This window comes from Tunturiibacter gelidiferens, assembly GCF_013410115.1.
Classification (GTDB): Bacteria; Acidobacteriota; Terriglobia; order Terriglobales; family Acidobacteriaceae; genus Edaphobacter; species Edaphobacter gelidiferens.
Window position 1 is genome coordinate 2,277,051 of sequence record NZ_JACCCV010000001.1, and the last position, 20,081, is coordinate 2,297,131.

The window sequence follows — 20,081 nt, forward strand, 5'->3', positions numbered from 1 at the left end:
GAGGAACGAAGAGAAGTCCCTGGACTGCATAGCCTGTCGACGTTTGCCAATCCAGTTCTACTGCTGGAGCGATCGTCAGGTGCTGAAACTGAGGGTTCAGTATGAATCGACGGATAGCACTTTCATGATCGAACGAATACGAAAACACTTCCGGGGGGGCTTGTCGGCGATTCAACATCACCAACTACATACTTTCCGTTGGTGGTTAATTCGCGTACCAGACCGCGGAGCGGGATATGCGCAGATGACGCATTCTGCCACACACCGTTCTGATAAAGGAAGCGTGAAATCTCGTCATTCTGAGTTTGGACAAAAACCTCGCCAGTGGGACTCCAGAATAGCGGTTGTTGGACAGGGTTGGCCAAATGGACCGCCACCTCCTCCGCTTTTCCACTCGTCACGTCGATTCGAAATAGATGGATGGATCCTCTGTGCTCGCGCTGATCCTGGATCTCCGACTGACTACCCACTGGGGATTGAGCCGACATTAGAAACGATCGGCTGTCCGACGACCAGAGGGGGACTCCGTGATTCCACGGGGTCTCAAATGGAAGAGCCGTTTTGCCCGTTTTCAGGTTATAGAGGACGGTTACGTGCATACCCGGAAAACCGGAGACGACTGTTGCTTGTACGAATTTGCTGACCTTCCAACGCTCTGGTATTCGGCCCGTGTCGACATAGGAGATCAGCAACATCCTTCCGTTTGGCGACAGGCTGAGCCGAAGATACTCCTGGCAATACATGGAGGTGAGCGTTGCGTCTGTGAATGGAGATTGAATGACAGTCCTTTTTGGCAGGGTCCATCTCCCGTCCTGGAGGCGACTCGAGACGAACAAGCTCAGTTTTTGAAATCTTGCTGAGCCGGGACGCTGGAATGGTACTCGATATCCCCGCGAAAGTTCCTCTCTGGTCTGGCTTTTAACCTTGATTGGAGGCAGTTCGGATGGAACAGCGAAGACCAAGATACCGCCGTTGCCATCTATGCTGAACTCTTTGACGCCTTCCTGCGGCTTCGCCAATACTTTACGCTGAGAGGTACGGGTATCAAGTTCAACAATTTCAGAATGGATTCCCTCATTCAGAAGGGCAACGATGTGTCGGCCGTCATCGAGCCAACGCAGTTGCGATATCTTGGATTCGGTCACCAAAAGTCGACCTGGATCGTCAGATTCCGTTGAGAGTTGTTTTATGTAGAGCCGGATATCGTTCTGATTCGTGGAGAGGTTCGGCGACTTTACGAGATAAGCGACTTGAGCTCCGGATGGACTTATTTGAACGGCATGATGGTACGAATCGTCCACGACGTATTGCACCGTGACACAATCGGCCGGTCCTATAGGGCGCGGTGACAGGCTAAAGTCACGTAAAGGAAGGAAGTCTCCTCCCTCGCTCCAGCCGAGATCGCAAATAAGAGCCAATCATCTAACCCGGACAACTTAGGACCGCATCCGTAGCGTGTACGATTTCGTGTGGCGACTTCTTTGAAATTTGGGTCACTCCCGGTTGCTCTTCAGATGAGGGCGAAATTGAGGAATCTGCGCGCTGTGACGAAAGGCTAGAGCAAATGAGATGGATCGACGCGAAGCAACTTTCTACTTGGGCCTCAGAACGTATAGATGCGAGAAGCGCACTCCCTCGCCTTGTGGGGCAGCTCATCCGGGCATCCGTCACTGACGTTACCGCATTCCGTTTTCCATCTGGCGACAGCGCTCAAATCCAAGGGTGGGACGGACAACTCGTCGCGCGACCAGAGGGCGCTTTCAGAACGTACATACCCGAAGGATCATCGGTATGGGAATGGGGAGTTGCCGAGTCGCCGGGAACCAAAGCACAAAGTGACTGGAAAAAACGTAAGAAGGATCCGGGAGACGGAATCAATCAGGCAGAAACCACGTTTGTATTCGTTACACCCCAAACTTGGCCAAAGTCCTCGACCTGGGTTGCCAAGAAGAAAAAAGAAGGATCGCCATGGAAGGATATTCGGATCATTGATGGAGTCGCGCTGGAAGAATGGTGCGAACTTTGTCCAGCCGCCTCCGCTACCTTCGCCCGCGAGAATGGCTTCGCCCCAAAGGAAGATGTACAAGACATTGACGAGTTTTGGGAGAGCTATGCTTCGCACTTCAATCCAAACTTAACCGAAGCGGTTCTTCTTGCTGGCAGAGGCGAGCAGAGTCAAGCACTTCTCCAAACTTTGTCTACGGCCACTGGCATTCATCGGTATAGAGGAGATTCCCTTGATGAGGTGCTAGCGTTTGTCGCGGCCGTAATTCGATCCGCCAGCGATAGCGAGCGCGAATATCTTCGTGCGAGGACGCTCGTTGTTCAATCTGAGAATGCCGCAAGACTGCTGAAGGCAAGACCCAATCTGATCTTTGCGATGCGCGGGGAAGGGGTCAGATACGGCGGGTTACTGGACGATCGCTGCGTCATTGTTCCGATTGGCAGAGACAGCACGAAGCAATCCAGCGCAATCGCTCTGATTCGTCCGTTGGTCCACGAGATGAGCGAGGCACTCTGCACTATGGGAATCGCGGAGGATAAAGCTCTTAAGCTCGCCTATGGATGCGGACGCAGCGTCAGTATTCTTGCTCGCACGATCGCTAGCGCAGATTCCGAGCGTCCCACTTGGCGGAATTCTCGTCATCTGATTCCGGCGTTCTTAGCTGGTGCATGGGATCAATCGTCGGAAGCGGACAAAGCTGCTGTCCTCGCGCTTTCGGGTTTTCCCACCTATGACGACTTAGAAAGTTCTTTACGGGCGTTTCTAGCGTTGCCGGACGCCCCTTTAGAGACAGTAGGGGCGGTCTGGGCAGTGCGCGCACCGGTCGATATGTTCGTTCATGTCGCGCACTTGATCACGAACACAGATTGGGTGCGCCTCAAAGAAACTGCGAAGAAGGTGCTGTCGGAAATCGATCCGTCACTCGAACTGCCACCCGGAGAGCGTGCGTATGCGCGACTCCGAAATAAAGTCCTCACGCATTCATTGTGGCTCCGAGACGGAATTACTACAACGTTGCTAATACTCGCGGCGTTAGGAGTTGAGAACGACACCCTGATTAACGGAGGGTCGCCTCAAGATTTCGTGAATCAACTGGTTGCGGACATCCCGGGCCTGCGCGATGACTATCGCGTCATAGCTAGTCTTTCTGCGCAACTCCCGATGCTAATGGAGGCATCTCCCGTCCCTTTGTTCTCAGCCCTTGAGCATTTGCTTGAGGGCGACGGGATGAAACTCAAGCCGATCTTCCGGGATACCAAGGATCAGAACTGGCTATTCGGAAGCAGCCCTCACACGGGATTGCTCTGGGCTTTAGAGGTTGCTGGCCAAGACCCGCAACTCTTGCCAAGGGCCGCCGACATACTAGCGCGCCTCGCGGAGATTGATCCGGGGGGCACTTACTCGAACCGGCCCCTAAATAGCCTGCGCGCCTTGTTTCTCACCTGGAAGCCGCTTACCAATGCATCGCATGAATTCCGGCTCGCGGTGATCGATACCCTCGTGGCTGCCCATCCAGAAATTGGCTGGAAGCTGCTTCTTGCACTCATGCCGAAAATACTTGACACCGGCGTTCAGTCAGTTAGCCCTCACTTCCGAGATGCGGGCGCTTCAGAGCGTGAAACTCTCACATGGGCAATTCTCTATAAGACAATAACTGCCATCGTGAGCCTAGCGGTGCGACTAGCGGGCACCGACCCAATGCGTTGGGAATCCGTTCTCGACTCGCTGGGCTCCCTATTGCCCTCAGATCGTCAACTCGTTATTGCAGCTTTCTCCAAATCTGTCTCGCTCATGCATGAACAAGACAAACAACGACTGTGGCAACATCTCGCTGACTTTGTCAGGCGACACAAGACGTACGCGGGAGCGGACTGGTCGTTACCCTCGGAGGAGTTGGCGCCTCTTGAAAGGATATTGAAAGAGATTGCCCCGAAGGATTCAGAAATGCAAGACCAGTATTTATTCAAAGAGGTCTTTCCTGATATTCCTGGCGTCGAACCCGAGAACCTCTTAACTCGCACTGAAGAACTGAGAAAAGAGGTCGTTGCACGCATCCTACAAGATGGTGGCGTCGGTCGAGTCATTCAGTTCTCTAGCGATGTAGAAGCGCCTCGCTACGTTGGGGCTGCTTTTGGCTTGGTCGGTCAGGACATGGCGACTGTTATGAATGGCGTCCTGGCGAAGAATGACTCAGGCAAACCGGACTTGGGCTTTTCAGGGGCCGCATCGAGCACAGCCTATCAGAGATTCGGTGAGAATTGGGCTGACCTCATCCGGGCGGAATTCGGACAAGGAAAACTCACCGAAAGTCAGTTACAAGAACTGATTGAGTGGTGGCCTCACAATCGCTTTACATGGGAGTGGATTGCAGGATTCGGCGACGATGCGCGGAAACATTTTTGGGAAAGGAGGCGGGCCTGGGGCATTCAAGCGACCGGAAAAGACTTCGACGATGCGATTGATAACTATCTCGAGGCCGAACGCCCGGAGTTCGTTATCGACGCGCTGTACCAGCGAGCAAATGAGATTTCCACTTCGAATTTAATCAGGCTGCTCGAAGAATTCGAGAAAAGGTTCGCGCAAAATCCGAAGTTACTGAACGACAACGTTCTTGATTTTAAGATGAAGTTCATTTTCAAGGCGCTCCAAAGCCGCGATGACACGTCGCTCGAGGTAGTCGCTGGCTGGGAGTACCGGTACCTACCCTTACTTCGAGAATCGTGGTCTACTTCCGATCCAAACTCCGCGTTAGACCGATACTTAGTCAGAAGCCCAGAGTTTTTTGTTCAGGTAATCTCGCATGTTTTCCGGGGAAAGGCTGATCGCGGCGAGCCCACGGAGGACATTTCGTCACAGATGCGTGCTCGCGCTCGAACTAGTTTGACGCTGCTCGAAAGCTTCACGACCATTCCCGGGGGAGACGGTGCGTCAATTGATCCGCTCGCGCTTGATGCTTGGGTGGAAGAAGCTCGCCGGCTCGCCAAAGCAGCAGACAGGCTCGCAATCGCGGAACAATACATCGGGAAAATGCTCTGCCATGCACTCCCTGATCCAGAAGACAAAGTGTGGCCACATCAGGCAATTCGGGACGGCTTGGAGACATGGAAATCCCATGAAATCGAACGAGGCATCGTTATCGGGAAATTGAATTCGCGAGGCGTGACTAGACGCGCTCCACTCGACGGTGGCAAACAGGAACGTGCTCTTGCAGGTAGCTTGCGCGAGGACGCTTTGAAGGTCAATGCGTGGCCCCGAACCAAACTAATGCTAATCGGACTCGCAGAACATTGGGAACATTCAGCAGAACGCGAAGACCAGCGTGTGGAGGAGATGCGTCTTCGAGAATAGTACTCACACAGATTGAGGAAATTCTTATAACTGGTTGGGGATAAGGGCGTTAGTCACGCATGAAACCTTACCAGCTGACTAGCCTAGATGGAATCCCCAACGGCGCACTGTGCCATCTCGAAGTGTCAACTTCCAGTGGCCGGCCTCCGAGGCCCCACCAGCCGCGAACCCGAAATTCCGGCTTCGATTGCGTCGGCGTGCGCCCGCACGTCAGCCCCTCGTCATCACCCGCACTCGATCACGTCCAGAGGGGAAGACATAACGCTTACGAAGCATGGACGCCCCCGTCATGCTGGTCCGGTTGGGGGGAGGGGTGTGGATATTATCCAACGGCGACTATATGCCCACGGTCAGCGTTTGATTCCATCGGTTGATTTTGAGTCGATTGAGATAGGGCCGGTGGTTGCGCCCTTCATGGTGTTGTTTGAGAGGAAGATGTTGTGTGCGTGGTCTATGACGATTGAGCCACCGAGGTTGGCAATTCCGAGGTTCACAAACGGTAAGCGTGAAAGATTGGTGTTGGTGAACTGGTTGTTGACTACGACGACATCGTTGGCGCGGGTGATGAACAGGCCGGGCCCGCGGAGATTGGTGAAAGTGTTGCTATCGAGGACGAGATTGGCGTGTACCGGAACCTGCGAAGTCACGTTGTTTGCGTCGCCCTGCACGGAGATCATCATGGCACCGTAGGCGGCATCGGGATCTGGCAGTGGTTGAATCTGCGGGATACTGCCGACATTGGAGAAGTGGTTGCCGCGAACGATGACGTTCTGCACGCCGGGACCCTCACTGTCGGGTGCTACGCCGAGGATGAGGCCATGGAGGGTCTGGCCAATGAAGGTATTGTTTTCCAGCAGGCCGAAGGACGACTGAAGCAGGATGCCGCGTGCGCGGTTGTAGAGGTATTTGTTATTGCGGATGACGAAGCGCGCACCGACGTGCGAGAGATCCGAGACCCTGGTTGTGCCTGGGGGTGCCTTGTCTTTCAGGTTGATCTGAAGGCCGGAAGGCGCATGGGAGACGGACTGAAACGGCGTTGTGCCGTGGAAGCCAAGGACGTTGTCGAACCAGCCGATGGGGTCTTCCTTGGCCCAGCCGTAGGGAGCCCAGGAGCCTTCACCGCCGACGGTCCAGTGAAGGAAGTTCTGGCCTGCTTTGGCGGTGCCGCCGATGGCGCCGTGGATGTTGAGGCCGTCGTCGCCCTGGTAGGCGAATGTGCTGTCTTCGATGATGATGTCGCCGACGGTGTCGGCGGCGTGCACGGCATCGGCGGCGCTGGAGATGAGCCGTGCGGCGCTGAGGCGGGTGACGCTGCAATGAGACAGGCGGTAACCATTGCCACCGGAGATCGAGAAGCCCATGAGAGGGCTGGCGTAGACGTTGACCTGCTCGAAGTCGATGTCATGGCCGCCGACGGAGATGGCGCTCATCCAGGGGGCCGCGCCGAAGTGGCGGACGAGAAAGACGTCGCCCACCTGGATGAAGTGGTTGTAGTAGGGGATTTCGAAGGTCTGGTTGCCGACGAAGCGGGTACCAGTGTTGTTGGTGTACTGCTCCTTGTAGAAGGAGGTCAGGGAGAAGTGTGGGTTGGCGGGGTCCGACTTCGCGTCCCAGGGCGTGAGGGCGATGATCTGGGTGGAGGACTCGACGTGGTACTGGGGCGCGATGCGGACGCGCAGGGTGTTGGCCTTGTTGTTGATGGAGACGATGGTGCCGATGGAGGCCATCAGGGTCTTGGGCCAGTCGAGCTTGAAGCGCTTGAAGACGAGCCGCTGGGAGCTCGCGATGCTTACTCCGCCAGACAAAGGCGAGGCAAAGTTAAGCGTGGAGTCCTGGCCGTCGATGATGAGGTCGTTGGCGCCCTTGATGAGGACGTGCGATGCGCCTGCGTGTGTGGGCGCCACAAAGTTGTAGGTGGCTTTGGGGAAGACGACCTGAGCGTAGCCGCCGGAGATGGCCTGGGTGATTGCGGTGGCGAAGTAGTCGTTGGGCGTTTGGGCCGGGGCGATGGGGGCGAGCTTCAGGATTTTGGCTGGGTTGGCCGGGGCGGGGGCTTTGACCAGAACGCGCACTTTGGTTCCGTCGGGGACCTGAAGGTCTTCGACAAAGTCGTGCGGCGCGGCGGTTTCGGTGTTTTTGCGGGAGATGGCGTCGGAAAATAGCGGGCCGAAGGCGTGGATCTTTTTGACTAGGCCCGGGTCGTAGTCGGCGAGTGTGTTCCTGGGGGTGCTGGCGGGAGCGACGGTCTGGCTGACAGCGAGTGCGGTGGTGAGGAGTGCAACAGCGAAGGCTGCGACCATCTTCGTGCTGAACGGGAGCATTCGTGCCTCCGGAGGTGGGGGAAGAAACGAGACCACGGTATCACGGTGGCCTGCCCGATCTCTGTGAACCAATTTGTTTGTCAGTGTAGGCATTTCTGAAGGGCGTAGCTTTTCCATACTAGATTAGAGGGTTAGTTCTCGGCCGCGAAGTCTGATACAAAACTTCTATTGGAGGATTGGCGCTATGAAGCTCTTTCGCGCGCTGACCTATGGGATCGTCTCCCTGACGAGCCTGTCCGTTGCCGCCCAGACTCCCCCTGCAAAGCACATCACCGATAGCGTCGTTCCCGGCGCGGAATGGGTGACAGCCGCACCCGAGTCCGTCGGATATTCAAGCGCCAGGCTGGAGGCCTTGCGTGGCTGGGTGAAGACGCAGGACACGGGTTCCATGATGGTCATCGTCCAGGGTCGGGTAATCTTTTCCTACGGCGACGTCAGCCACACCAGCAAGATCGCCTCCGTCCGCAAAAGCGTGCTCAACATGCTCTATGGCGCTGACGTCTTCAAAGACCAGATCAAAGACGATGCCCTCAACAAAACTGTTAGGCAACTCGGCCTCGACGATAAGGTGCCGTTTCTGCCAATGGAGGAGAACGCGACGCTCATAGAACTGATGGGGTCTCGCTCCGGCATTTACATCCCAACGGGCAATGACGGCCAGGCGAAGACCATGCCGCCTCGAGGTTCGGAGCTTCCCGGCGCCCACTTCATCTACAACAACTGGGACTTTGATGCGGCGGGAACGGCCTTCGAGAAGCTTGCTGGCAGGGACATCTTCAAGGCTCTGCAAGATGACCTAGCAAAACCCCTCGGTATGCAGGATTTTGTCCTCGGCCAACAGAAGAAGAATTATGCGCCGGAAAGCGTCCCTCCCGAATTTGCCATGTATCTTTCGACGCGCGACATGGCCAGACTCGGCCTGCTAATGCTGGACTGCGGTCAATGGAATGGCAAGACCGTGATCTCCTGCGACTGGGCGCGTTACAGCACTTACGTCGCTACGCAATTCCGAGACATCAATCCGACAGGCTTCCGGAACTATGGCGAACCGGAGCGTTGGGGCTACGGTCTACTCTGGTGGGTCTGGGACGAACAGATGTTCCTCGGTAATGCATACATCGGATTTATGCAAGGTGCGTATACAGCCGCTGGCACGGGTGGCACGTACATCACTGTGCTCCCCGCGAACGGAATGGTCGTCGTTCACCAGGTCGACATCGATAAGAACTACCGTGCTTACGTCTCTCCCTCGAGCTACATGGCGATGCTTTCCATGCTTGCGAACTCCTGGTGCGGCGACGAGTGCAAGTAGGGTCACTACACACCGAACGTCCAAAGTTCGTCCGCTGCATAGATCGATCCTTTTCCCTCAGCGGCAACCCACTTGTACACCATGAAACCACCGTTTCTGATGCCTAGGCTGTTCCGCTCTTTGGGTAATGAACCAAAGGGTTATCCCGCCGCGGAGCCGGCCATCCGGAGAGATCGTGATATTTTGTCTGCACGAGGGATGACAATGCGTTTCAGAAGGCGGGTCTCTTGTTTCATAGCTTTTGCATTGACGCTGTGCCTCGCTATGGCACCCGCCGGGGTAGCCGCGCAGAACCGGCTAGATTCATCTTCGGAAGTGTGGCTGTCCGGCGTCCCGCCATTCGTGCGTCAGCAGACGTTCCAGGAATCGGATTCCGACTATATGGACCTTTTCAAACCGGATGCGCCTTGGTCGAAATCGGCGCAGACGGTCAGTGTGTTCATGATCAACGGCGCTCTTGTCATGCATCAGTCGGACGAGGAGTTGAAAGCCGTTTTTTCGGATTTGAAAAGACGGAACATCGCACTGGCCATCGAAATGGGACTGTTGTCAGGAAAGGATAGTGCCGGCCAGCAGGTATGCGGAGTGGGTGTCGAGGGGTTCGCCGCACCGGACAACGCCAAGGTGGTCGCCAATCGCATTCAAAGAGCTGGCGGCGTGCTGGCCTATGTCGCGATGGATGAACCGCTCTGGTACGCGCATCATTTTTCCGGAAAGAACGCCTGCGGGTGGACGATGGAGGACGTCGCTCGGGATATCGCCCCGCGCGTTGCTGCACTCCGTGAGAAGTTTTCTGCTGTGCAGATCGGCGACATCGAGCCCGTCGGTACTGCCCAACCTCCTGATTGGGTGGAGGAGATCTCGCAATGGACTCAGGTCTATCGGAAAGTGGTGGGTGAGCCGCTGAGCTTCTTCCATGCTGACGTGGCATGGAATGGGCCTTGGCAACAACAGTTACCAGCAGTCAAGAGTCGCATTATCGCGGCCGGTCTGAAGTTCGGAATTATCTATGACGGCGGCGGGGCAAAGGAGGAAAGCGATGCTGTATGGACTCGAGAAGCAGAACAGCGCTTTCGCATGGTTGAATCCAATCCTTCCATGATTCCCGACCACGCGATCATACAAAGCTGGGCTCGATGGCCAAAGAAGATGTTACCGGAGGACCAACCAGGTACGCTCACCAATTTGGTTCTCAAATACAGCAACGCGCGCTGAGCGCTGACCAACGCTTGCCGGCTGCTTAACGGCCACCAACAGACAGACCCCAAGCGCCGTGTTAAGGCTCAGGAACAAAGCCTAGACAAGGGAGAGAGAATCTCAGCGGGACGTTCCTTCCCGCACGCCCTCCCCAATGGATCTTGCGTGCGTACGCACGCGTATACGGAAGCCATGTACAACCCGCTCCCGCACAGCCCTACCCCACAAAGGCCGGACCAGATCAAAGAGGGTTAGCCAAGTGCGTCCACGAAACGGCTGAGCCTATTTGACTGCGCACCATGAAACTTCGGCAGTGTTACGCATTGGGTTCACCGAGTAGAAGCCAAAATCATCAGGGTTGGATGTTGCGACATTTGGAGCCTCGATAAACGTTATTCATCCAATCCGAGATAGCGGGCGTCGGTGTCGATGGCCATAAAAGACGAAGGCTTTCGCCTCTGGTCGGTCATCAAGTTGTTTAGAAATGACATCCGATAGCTTCCTCGATTCGTTGGGGTCATTTCGCAAAAAGATCGCGAGAAACCAGTCGCTTTCATATAATCTATCGGCCCACGCTATAGGATGTCTCAAGTCCGAAAGGTGAAATGGAAACGCTAGATCACTATGCTGACGAATCAATGGGTGGTGCATCGTGAAAACCCAATTGTTCACCGATGGGGGCAATCCGTTCAATAGCTTCCTGGCCCTAACAATCTGCTCCTCGCTAATCTCGCCGATTGCATTATCGCCGACCGTGTCGCTGTGATAAAGGGTGCTAGCAAAAGAAAGGAAGGCGATACCTCGATCATAATCCACATACACTAAAGGGAACATATCCCGGAATGAGTAGAGGTAATCGAAGCGCGCGAACTGCCAATTCTGGCGGCAGGAAGCAAAGCACTGTTGTGTTTCGTGCATTCCCGGTCCCCATAGATCCTTGCATTGCTTGAAGCACTTTTGTTCCTCCTCCGGGGTAATGGTGGATTTCTTTGGAATCTCCGCGACAAGCTTCGAGAGTGAAATGTTGTTATACGTCTGCAATGACGGGAACAGAAGGGATTGATAAACAATAAAGCATGACAAACGTGGCATCTTTTCAATGTCCGTTGTGATCTCGTCGTCCTTTTCTCGCAACTGCTGCTGGGTTGGATCGAGACCGAAAAACTCGTTTAGGTCATGATTACCGGGCGTTGCGATCACGCGGGTTCGTGGTAGCCCCTTTGTGAGAATCGAACTGGTGATCTTCCAAGCACTAGGACTTCCCGAGTCTGTGAGATCACCGGACACGATCAGATAAGCCGCATTGGATCCGTCAATTCGACTTAATAGTGGCGGAAGACGTTCGTTTCCGCGAAGCTTTCCGTCGCGTGTTCTCTGTTTTCGGTTATGTGAAGGTCGCTAATATGAGCAATTACGGCGTTGTTACTATTGCACGGCGATGGGGTAACAAGCGTCGGGACGAGAAAGGAATCATCCGCCACGCGCATTGTTATATCTGCCCAGAGGATCGGGAAAATTGTGAACACAGCACTCGTCAAAAGCATTGCTGCTAATGCGCCAAGACCGAATACATGTTGCCGTGTCAAGAAACTAGCTCTACGTTTCTGATTGAACCGGATGACAAAAATCAGAAGTGCCAGATAAATACAGTAATAGAGGAAGGATCGACTGGGTGGTATTCCCAATCGGATCCAGATAAAAATCCACAGTACAGGCGATGCGGCGATCAGGGCAGATACCGCTCTCGCCATGAAACTTTCGCGAGCGAATGTGCGACCCGGAAGATGAATAGACGGATTGTCATCAAACGAGAGAATCAACGCAACGCCGAGCCACAGCACTGTACCAAGGGCATAGAGAAACACTCTAGAAAACGCCCATCGCTGATAGTAGTCTGTCTGCCTGTCGAGCCAGAAGATTGTTCTCAAGAAAACGATCGGGAAGACGAACCAAAGGAGGGTTAGGAGGACTTGGAGGATCTTCCCAATGGTTTTCACGACGCGATCCCGGAAATCCCGGATATGATCACCAGTCCCGCCTGGGTTAGCGAAATCTTTTCGAGGCATTCGCGTATCCGTCAACTCTATCGCCAGATCGAAGTTTCGGTTCTATCACGTCTTTTCACAGACCAACAGTGCATCTCAAACGTCCGCTTTCGAAGCCGCGGTACCAGACTCATACAACGGAAAGTGCCGCGGTGTCGCTCAAGGATGAGTGACAAGGATAACGCTTGGCTTGTAGAGAGCAATTTAGCATGAGCACTCTTCCGTGGCATACGGAAACGCTACGTTTTGTCCACTGCCTGGAGGCGGATGTACAACACAGGTCCCCTACTGACATCTCTTCCTTCTGATAACTCGACAAAAACTGCAGACGTTGATCCAAGATCCGACTCTCTTTCCAGGGTATAAAACATCGTCGTGCGTTGCGCAAACCTGAGGAACCGTCGCCGTCGCGCTTCGCTGTAAACCATGTCTCCGCTCTGTTTTGTAACGGAAGTGCTAAGTACGCTCAGGAGCTCTGCCCCCCGCGCCCGTCAAGGGGTCTCCCCAATCTTCCGCGCTTCGCTTGTGCAGACCTCCGCTGCGCTGCGCCCTATCCACTCCCGCTATCGCTCCGTTCCAAGGGTGAGAGATACCCCTCCCCTTGACGCTTGCTACCCCCGCCTTCGCCAGGTGGCGTTCGGCATTTACATGCCGCGTTTCAACGCGGACGTGCAAAAGCAGAAGCGGGAGGCCAGATGCGAACCACAACACCAGCCACACCAAACCCCTTCCCATGGCGGCGTTTCGCCAACGTGCGGATGGGCGACTACCTCCTCGGCGAGGACACCGTAGACCTCGCGCAATTGGGCTTTTGCGGCGATACGGTCAAAGTCTGTTGCCCCACCTGCGGAGAGGTTCTTGGGAATGTTCCCGTGGAATTTCTCTGCGATGGTCTGGAAGACCTCACCACAACCCATATCACCCCCGCACTCGATTGGCATGACGCGAAACACCATCCGCGTCTTGCATAAGCCACCGCTCCATAACCCTAAGGAGGAAGCACCCATGAACACCCCAGCCGCCAACAGCAACCGTCGCTCCACCACCGAAAACCCGAAAGAACAGCAGCAGCCGCAACAGCCACAGACGGCGAAGGAGATCATCGCCGCCAACGTGAAAGCCCTCATCGAGCAGTTGGAGGCCGGACACTCCGACGCACTCACCGCCTACCTCAACGCCATGAAGCCGTTTCCATCGCTACAGCTTCGGCAATGTGCTGGAGATTGCTCGGCAGATGCCCACGGCCACCCGTGTGGCCGGATTCTGGGCTTGGAAGCAGCTAGGCCGCTCGGTTAAGTCTGGCGAGAAAGGGATTCGCATTCTCGCTCCCATTGTGGGCATCAAGCGCAAGCCCGATGCCGAAGCAGAGAAGGACATCACCAAACAGAACACCCGGTTCTTGGTTGGTTTCCGCAGCGCCTTCGTCTTCGACGTCTCGCAGACCGATGGCGTCGACCTGCCCGAACTCCACGGCATCTCCGGCGATGTCGGCGCGAACCGCGACCGTCTTCTTGCTCTGCTTGAGAAGCAGGGAATTGCACTCACCTATACGGAGAAGATTGCACCTGCACTCGGCATGAGCTACGGCGGACGTATCGCCATCCTGCCCGGACAGTCCAAGGCCGAGGAGTTCTCCACGCTGGTACATGAGTTGGCGCATGAGATGTTACACAAGGCCGAACGCCGGACGGCGACCACCAAGGTAGTCCGCGAGACGGAGGCGGAGGCGATTGCATTTGTGATTGGGAGGGCTGTCGGCCTCGAAACCGGAACCGCCTCGGCGGACTATATCCAGTTGTACCACGGCAATGCGTCGTTGCTGGCCGAGAGCTTGGAGGTCATCCAGCAGACCTCCGCCATCATCCTCGCCGCATTGGAATCGTTCGCAACCGCAGAGACGATGCCCGATGCAGAACTGGCGAAGGTGGCGTAATGCAAACCATCCTCGACATTCTCAGGAAGGCCGGAGGCTGGCACCACGGCCTTTATCTCAAGATCGATAACCCTCCCTATATGGAGTTGGTCATCGAGGCAATAGACGAGTCCGGCCCGATGGGACTTCCCGCGCTCTCCGTGGCCCACTACGGCGAACAGAATGGCGACCTCATGCGTGACCCGGAGATGTGCTTCGAGCTTAGTCTCGCCGGGGGCACACATCTGGACGCGTTCTATTGGCGGAACGACTACGTGGCCGTCGAGCAGTGGAGCCGCAATATCGTTCGCGACCGCTACGTCCACCTCATCGAGTTGCTTGAGCAGCACCAGCGATTCGCTGTGACGTGGGACAACAACCTTCGCTTGCAAGGCTTCGCCGAAGCCTTCGAACCGCACAAGCACATACGCGGTTAGCCCAAGTTCCCCGCCCACCGGAGCGGAGACAGGGAAGCGTTTTCGCTCTACAACCTCACCGCACAACCACGCCCAAAGGAGGGCACCATGCAGGACAGCAGCGCATTCCAATTCATCGCCATCGACCAGATTCACGAGTCCACCACCAACCCGCGCCTCACCTTCGAGCAATCGAAGCTGGAGGAGCTTGCGGAGAGCATCCGGCAACACGGCCTCATCCAGCCCGTCACCGTTCGACCAGCCGCCAAAGGCTTTGAGATTGTTGCGGGTGCTCGACGATTCCGTGCCTCACAGTTAGCCGAGTTGTTTTCCATCCCTGCCCGCATCGTTGAGTTGGACGACGCAGCCGCCATGGAATGGCAGCTCGTCGAAAACTCTCAACGTGTGGACGTGCATCCTTACGAGGAGGCGCAGGGCTTCCAACGCTTGCTCGACATGCCCGGTTACGACGTGGCCGCGCTTGTTCTGAAATCGGGCAAGAGTGCATCGCACATCTACGCTCGTCTGTCCCTGTTGCAACTCATACCTGCCGTTGCCCAGGCATTTGTCGAGGAGCGCATTACCGCCAGCCACGCCAACCTCATTGCCCGTCTGCCGCAGGAGCATCAGGCCGCAGCCTTCGAGCAGTGCTGGCGCAAGGACTGGAACGACAAAGAGCCGCATCTGCTACCCGCCAGCCACTTCGCCGGGAACGATGAAAACGGCCAGCAGACCGACGAGGAAATCGTACTCGCCGCACTCGACAACACCGCAGAGGACAAGCTAACCGGCTTCGCCCTGCGTCTCGCGCTGACCGATCACGTCGGCATTCCGCGTGAAAACGAACCAGACCCATTGTCCGAGGCCGAGGCTGCATTCGCTCCACCGCAGCCGAAGTCTTCCAAGCCGAAGAACAGCAGCAAATCCAAGGAGACGCCCACACTCACCAAGGCTGCTCCGAAAAAGAGCGCAACCAAGAAGCAGAAAGCTGCCTAACTGCATCGGGCCAGCAACGCCCTTCTTCTTCAGCCCCGGATTCGTCCGGGGCTTTCTTTTGCAACGGCACCGGCGCTTCCGCGCCGCGCCGGGAGAAACCGCTTTGGTTTCTCCCGGACTCTCATCTCGCCCCCCCGCCTCCGCTCGCCGGCTGCGCGGCAGAGATGCCGCAGCAAGGTCAAACCTAGGTGTCGTCTGTCGGTTTGTATTAAGCGACTGTCTTCGCTTTGGCGGTGAAGATGCCTGCGAAGTTAGCTCGATAGGCATAGATCAGGATGATCTCAAGCAAAGCGACAACGAAGTATGGCCATGAGAATGGAATCGACAGCAAAGAGATTGAACGACGAAAGGCCCCGCCCCCGCGATGGAGGATGGGGCTTTTCTGTTGTTCGAGCTAGAAGAGGATCTTCAAGGCGAATTCAACATTGAGAGGCTCGCCCGGCCCGATGGTGGGGTTGCCGAGATAGGGTCCAAGCGTGGAGCCGATTGCCCCGACCTGACCAGTCGATGGAAAACCTACCGGTGCCAGATTCGTGGTGTTGAACAGATTGTAGATATTTGCCTTGAACTGAGCTCTTACTCTTTCGGTGATCGCTGTCGTCTTGATGACAGAGAGGTCGAACGCCTTATAGCCGGGATTGTAGTTCTGTCCGCGGCGTGTTGGGGAGTAGGTTCCGGGCGCGGGGTCAACAAAGGCAGCGGGATTGAACCATTGAACCGAGCCGTTGACGATGGCGTGGGAGACACCGGCTGTGGGATTAGCAATCACCTGTACCGCCCGGTCCGCAAACTCCCCGTTTCCGCTGACATTCGAACTCGCAGTGACGGTGTAAGGTGTGCCGCCGTGGAAGGAGAATCCGGAGTTCAGCTCCCAGCCGTGAATGAGCCGCTCTGGCCCGCGGAAGGTTGGGATTGCGTAGTTGAAGTACCCTGTGAAGGTGTTGCGAACGTCGAAGTCGGAGTTTCCGTACTCTCCTTTTTCATTGGTGGGGTCTTGCGGGACATAAGGCAGAGCTCCGGTCTCATAGTCGAGCGAATGCGACCAGGTGTAGGCCAACTGCGCGGTTAGACCGTGCCATCCCTGGAGGCGCAGGCTTGATTGAAGCGAGTGATATATGGAGCCGAGATTGCTTCGGGCTGCGTCGATCACGCCGAATGCTGGAAACTGGGTGTTGTAGGGGCGGGTGAGCTGCTGGGGATTGACGCTGCAAGAACCTCCGGGAAGGACATCTGGGGGTGGGCAAGGGTTGTAGGCGCTTCCCAGAGCGGCGGCGTTGATGTCGAACAAGCCCATGAGATGAGTTCCTTTTGAGCCAACGTACCCTATCTGGGCAATGACTGAGTTTGTGAGGCTGCGCTGAATATTCAGGTCAAATATCTGCACATTGGCAGGCTTGAAGTTCTTGTCAAAGGTGGAGATGGTGATGCTACCCGGCGCAGCATCGGCAAGGATGCTTGAGGGATTGAAGGCAGGAAAGATGTCAACTCCTGACTGAACCACCTGGTTGAGACCCTGTGCGTTCACGACCTGATCAATGCCTGCTGGATTCTGGCCTGGCCCGAAGACGGCGATGTTCTGCGCGCCGTTATTCTGCAAGATCGATTTCATATAGACGGAGTCGTAGTAAAAGCCGTAGCCACCGTGAAGGACCGTAGTGCCGGTGCTATCCAGTTGATAGGCAAACCCGAATCGCGGGCTTACACCGCTCCAGAATTTGGGATAGACGTTTGCCACGCCCTGCCCTGCGACTGAAAGACCGGTTGGGCTCGATGGGTTGAAGATCGAGAGGTTGGGGTAGTCAGAGTGCACAGGGCCTTCATAGTCGTAGCGCAAGCCGTAGTTGAAGTTGAAACGTTTGGTGATTTGCCAGGCATCCTGAGCGTAGAGGGCAAATGTGTTCACGAAAACCTGTCGCTTCGGATTTCCCTGAACGATGCTCGAAGACGTTGGATTCAAGCATCCCGCCAGGAAGTCTGCAAGGAAAAGGACATTGGATGTCGTGTTCAGATTAGCTCCGGGAGCTACTCCAAGGTTAGTTGTAGCTAATGCAGAGCACGGTGTCTGCGCCACTCCGTCGACAAAGTTTGTCGCGTAGTTCCATGGGCCCTGAGAGCCGTCGAAGTAGATGGTTCCGCGCTGTCCGGTCTGATAGAAGTCGTCAACCTGAGCCTGGCGGATCTCACCGCCGAAATGGAGCTGATGCGCCCCTTTGGTCCAGGTTAAATCGTCGTCAAGGTGGCCGGTGATGTCATTCCTTCCCGAAGGCGCAGTGACACCGGTCGGATCGAATCCAGTGTTGCCAGCGGAAAGGCCATTACTGCTGCTGGTGGGACCGATGACCAAATGGGGGGAGCCCGGCAGAGCTGGATCGGTGACACCTGTGTTGAATCCGAGGCCGATGGGATTGAATCCTGTATCGGCATCGCCAAACACCTGGTTGAAATAGCTGACTCCCACAGCGACCTGATTGGCCATCGAAGAGGTAATAATGCGGTTGTAGATCAAAGAGTAGTTTTGAACGTGGATGGGTGCGTTCTCGAAGTACGGTGTCAGATCGGAGGAGGTTGGCGCGGTCTGCGTGCCTTGACCCACGTACCACCTGGCGGAGAGATGGTCTTTGTCGGAGAGCTTGTAATCCAACTTGATAACGCCGTTGAAACTATGCCCGGTAAGATTTCCTGAGGCCTGGTAGTTTTCCGGATTGGCAGGTCCGGTGAGTGCAGCGGCTGGCCAGAGGCCCCGGAGAGTGCCGTTTCCATTCAGCAAATTTACCGACACGGTGTTATGGGGTACGCCGTAATAATCGAGGAGCGCATAGGCAGCGCTCTGATAGGCAGCCGATGGTTCGGTCGCGTGATTTTCAGCGCCGATCAAAAAGTTCTGATGTTCACCGGACAGAAAGAAGAAGAACTTGTCCCTGAGAATCGGGCCGCCAACGGAGAATCCGTAGTTTTGATTCCGCGATGCAGCCTTGCTGGTTAAGAAGGGATTCTGCCGCTCAAAGAACTCGTTATGGTTGAAGTAGTAAGCTGTGCCATGAAGCTGGTTGGTGCCGGATTTGATGGTGAGGTTTGCTGTTCCGCCCGGATTGCGCCCAAGCTCGGTCGCGCCCGTGGTGACAAAGGAGAAGTTTTCAATGGCATCGATGGGAAAGATCACGCCCGCTATTGCAGAGACTCCGCCCTGATTGACTGCGGGAATGTTCCACCAAAGATCGTTGTTGTCCGTGCCTTCGATCTGCCAGTTTACCGCGTTGGACCGGGTTCCGTTCACACTGGCATAGAGTGCGCCGCCTCCGGTGGACAATCCAGCAAATCCTGTAGTTTGAGCGAGCATTTGCGTAAAGTCGCGGCCGCTATTGGGCAGATTCTGCACAACCGTTTCCGGAAGAACTGTAGCCTGCACATCCGTCTCAGTATCGAGCGCCAATGCGGCAGCTGTCACCTCCACCGTCTGGCCAGTTGAAGAGAGGGTCAGCTTCGCGGATAGCGTGTAACTCGGGCCGGCAACGACCTGCACCTTGTCGTACTTCGCGGTCGCGAAGCCGGGAGAACTGATGGTGACGGTGTAGCTGCCCAAAGGCAGATTCGAAAAGTTGAATTCGCCCGAGCTTGAGGACACGGTGTTGTAGGTAAGGCTCGTAGCTGTGTCTACGGCAGACACAGCTGCACCGACGACGGCCGCATCGGTAGAGTCAGTGACGGTGCCTCCAATGCCACCGCGGTAGATCTGGGCGTTGAGGGCAGGCAGGGATGTGATGGTGAGGATGACGGCGAGGCTGTAGAGAACAGCCTGCAGGAGACGTGTTCGTAGTCGTTTCATATGACCTCCAAAGGAAAGCAAAGGATTCGCTGGTCGCCTTGAAGGGTTTTTTATACTGAACGAAAAAAGAAGCCAGCTTCGTGGCGGTAGGCTGCGGTGCTTCAACATATTCCGTATTCCAAAAACCGAACGGCTAATAGAAGTGTGGCGCATCTAGAGAAAGATAAGGCGATAAACCTAATCGTCCTCTGCAAACATTGCAACATTATTTTGGAAGTATCACGGAAACCTCAAAAAACGATTGCTGCGTACGTGAAGGGTTCCGGCCTAACAACTCATGCGTTTTCACGAGGATAGAAACCGGTAGATCCTGAACATGCTGTTTGCGAACCCGCGTGCGACTGACCCTGTAAGCCATTGAAAACACAAAGTAGCAGGTACGTATCCCGAGCCCAGTTCGTGGTTCCTGTTTCTAAGTGACTGTGCGGTTGCGGCGCTTGATGTCCATACGGGGAGCGCTCGGCCTTTTTCACGGCTGCGTAATCGCGTCAAGGCGACTAATACCTGATTTGTCAAAGAGTGATAAATCGCTGAGTCACTCGTTGAGTGAAGTAGATCAGTGACTTGACCTGTTATCGACAACTGGGGGTCGAACGATTGCGTTTGTTAGTAAACCAAGCCGAAGTGCAGTTTACCTGAGCCACGGCGGCCCGCGCCTGCTCAAGGCGCGGTCACATAGAACACTAGATTCAAAAGACAAGAAAAG

General features: G+C 55.5%; 11 protein-coding genes and 1 pseudogene. 7 read left to right on the forward strand and 5 right to left on the reverse strand.

Going from position 1 to position 20,081, the window contains the following annotated elements:
* Positions 1-122: 122 nt before the first annotated feature.
* Complete coding sequence (locus tag HDF12_RS09730; RefSeq protein WP_179582457.1) at positions 123-1,145, reverse strand: hypothetical protein; 1,023 nt, start codon at positions 1,143-1,145, stop codon at positions 123-125.
* Positions 1,146-1,564: 419 nt separating this feature from the next.
* Between HDF12_RS09730 and HDF12_RS09735 the strand changes: the two genes are divergently transcribed.
* Positions 1,565-5,353, forward strand: a complete 3,789-nt coding sequence (locus tag HDF12_RS09735) for a hypothetical protein (protein ID WP_179582459.1) — start codon at positions 1,565-1,567, stop codon at positions 5,351-5,353.
* A gap of 350 nt (positions 5,354-5,703) precedes the next feature.
* On the opposite strand, the gene HDF12_RS09740 is transcribed toward HDF12_RS09735, so the two are convergent.
* Complete coding sequence (locus HDF12_RS09740; protein WP_179582461.1) at positions 5,704-7,674, reverse strand: right-handed parallel beta-helix repeat-containing protein; 1,971 nt, start codon at positions 7,672-7,674, stop codon at positions 5,704-5,706.
* A 184-nt stretch (positions 7,675-7,858) separates the two neighbouring features.
* Here HDF12_RS09740 and HDF12_RS09745 point away from each other — a divergent pair, with 184 nt between their 5' ends.
* Both HDF12_RS09745 and HDF12_RS09750 read left to right on the forward strand, forming a co-directional pair.
* Positions 7,859-8,986, forward strand: a complete 1,128-nt coding sequence (locus tag HDF12_RS09745) for a serine hydrolase domain-containing protein (RefSeq protein ID WP_179582463.1) — start codon at positions 7,859-7,861, stop codon at positions 8,984-8,986.
* Positions 8,987-9,190: 204 nt separating this feature from the next.
* Complete coding sequence (locus tag HDF12_RS09750) at positions 9,191-10,201, forward strand: hypothetical protein (RefSeq protein ID WP_179582465.1); 1,011 nt, start codon at positions 9,191-9,193, stop codon at positions 10,199-10,201.
* Between the two features lie 378 nt (positions 10,202-10,579).
* On the opposite strand, the gene HDF12_RS09755 is transcribed toward HDF12_RS09750, so the two are convergent.
* Both HDF12_RS09755 and HDF12_RS09760 read right to left on the reverse strand, forming a co-directional pair.
* Entirely contained in the window at positions 10,580-11,470 is an 891-nt protein-coding gene (locus HDF12_RS09755) for a hypothetical protein (protein WP_373563883.1), read from the reverse strand.
* A gap of 35 nt (positions 11,471-11,505) precedes the next feature.
* Complete coding sequence (locus HDF12_RS09760) at positions 11,506-12,249, reverse strand: hypothetical protein (RefSeq protein ID WP_179582467.1); 744 nt, start codon at positions 12,247-12,249, stop codon at positions 11,506-11,508.
* A 674-nt stretch (positions 12,250-12,923) separates the two neighbouring features.
* Between HDF12_RS09760 and HDF12_RS09765 the strand changes: the two genes are divergently transcribed.
* The 4 genes and pseudogenes from HDF12_RS09765 to HDF12_RS09780 all read left to right on the forward strand — a co-directional run bounded on the left by HDF12_RS09765 (position 12,924) and on the right by HDF12_RS09780 (position 15,552).
* The gene (locus HDF12_RS09765; protein WP_179582469.1) at positions 12,924-13,199 is read left to right on the forward strand and encodes a hypothetical protein; all 276 of its coding nucleotides are present in this window, start codon (positions 12,924-12,926) and stop codon (positions 13,197-13,199) included.
* Positions 13,200-13,233: 34 nt separating this feature from the next.
* Positions 13,234-14,161 (forward strand): annotated as a pseudogene (locus HDF12_RS09770) (ArdC family protein).
* Positions 14,161-14,577, forward strand: coding sequence for a DUF6908 domain-containing protein (locus HDF12_RS09775; protein ID WP_179582471.1), 417 nt, complete (start codon positions 14,161-14,163; stop codon positions 14,575-14,577). The pseudogene HDF12_RS09770 and the gene HDF12_RS09775 overlap by 1 nt, the downstream one beginning before the upstream one ends.
* An 87-nt stretch (positions 14,578-14,664) precedes the next feature.
* Positions 14,665-15,552 (forward strand): ParB/RepB/Spo0J family partition protein, encoded by an 888-nt coding sequence (locus tag HDF12_RS09780; protein ID WP_179582473.1) that lies wholly within the window; start codon positions 14,665-14,667, stop codon positions 15,550-15,552.
* 394 nt (positions 15,553-15,946) lie between these two features.
* Here the strand turns inward: HDF12_RS09780 and HDF12_RS09785 are convergent, their stop codons facing one another.
* Entirely contained in the window at positions 15,947-19,375 is a 3,429-nt protein-coding gene (locus tag HDF12_RS09785) for a TonB-dependent receptor (RefSeq protein ID WP_179582475.1), read from the reverse strand.
* Between the last annotated feature and the right edge of the window lie 706 nt (positions 19,376-20,081).

Coding starts and splice junctions, on each gene's coding strand:
- HDF12_RS09750 (WP_179582465.1), top strand. CDS start 9,191: ATGCGTTTCAGAAGGCGGGTCTCTTGTTTCATAGCTTTTGCATTGACG.
- HDF12_RS09775 (WP_179582471.1), top strand. CDS start 14,161: ATGCAAACCATCCTCGACATTCTCAGGAAGGCCGGAGGCTGGCACCAC.
- HDF12_RS09785 (WP_179582475.1), bottom strand. CDS start 19,375: ATGAAACGACTACGAACACGTCTCCTGCAGGCTGTTCTCTACAGCCTC.
- HDF12_RS09740 (WP_179582461.1), bottom strand. CDS start 7,674: ATGCTCCCGTTCAGCACGAAGATGGTCGCAGCCTTCGCTGTTGCACTC.
- HDF12_RS09760 (WP_179582467.1), bottom strand. CDS start 12,249: ATGCCTCGAAAAGATTTCGCTAACCCAGGCGGGACTGGTGATCATATC.
- HDF12_RS09780 (WP_179582473.1), top strand. CDS start 14,665: ATGCAGGACAGCAGCGCATTCCAATTCATCGCCATCGACCAGATTCAC.
- HDF12_RS09765 (WP_179582469.1), top strand. CDS start 12,924: ATGCGAACCACAACACCAGCCACACCAAACCCCTTCCCATGGCGGCGT.
- HDF12_RS09745 (WP_179582463.1), top strand. CDS start 7,859: ATGAAGCTCTTTCGCGCGCTGACCTATGGGATCGTCTCCCTGACGAGC.
- HDF12_RS09735 (WP_179582459.1), top strand. CDS start 1,565: ATGAGATGGATCGACGCGAAGCAACTTTCTACTTGGGCCTCAGAACGT.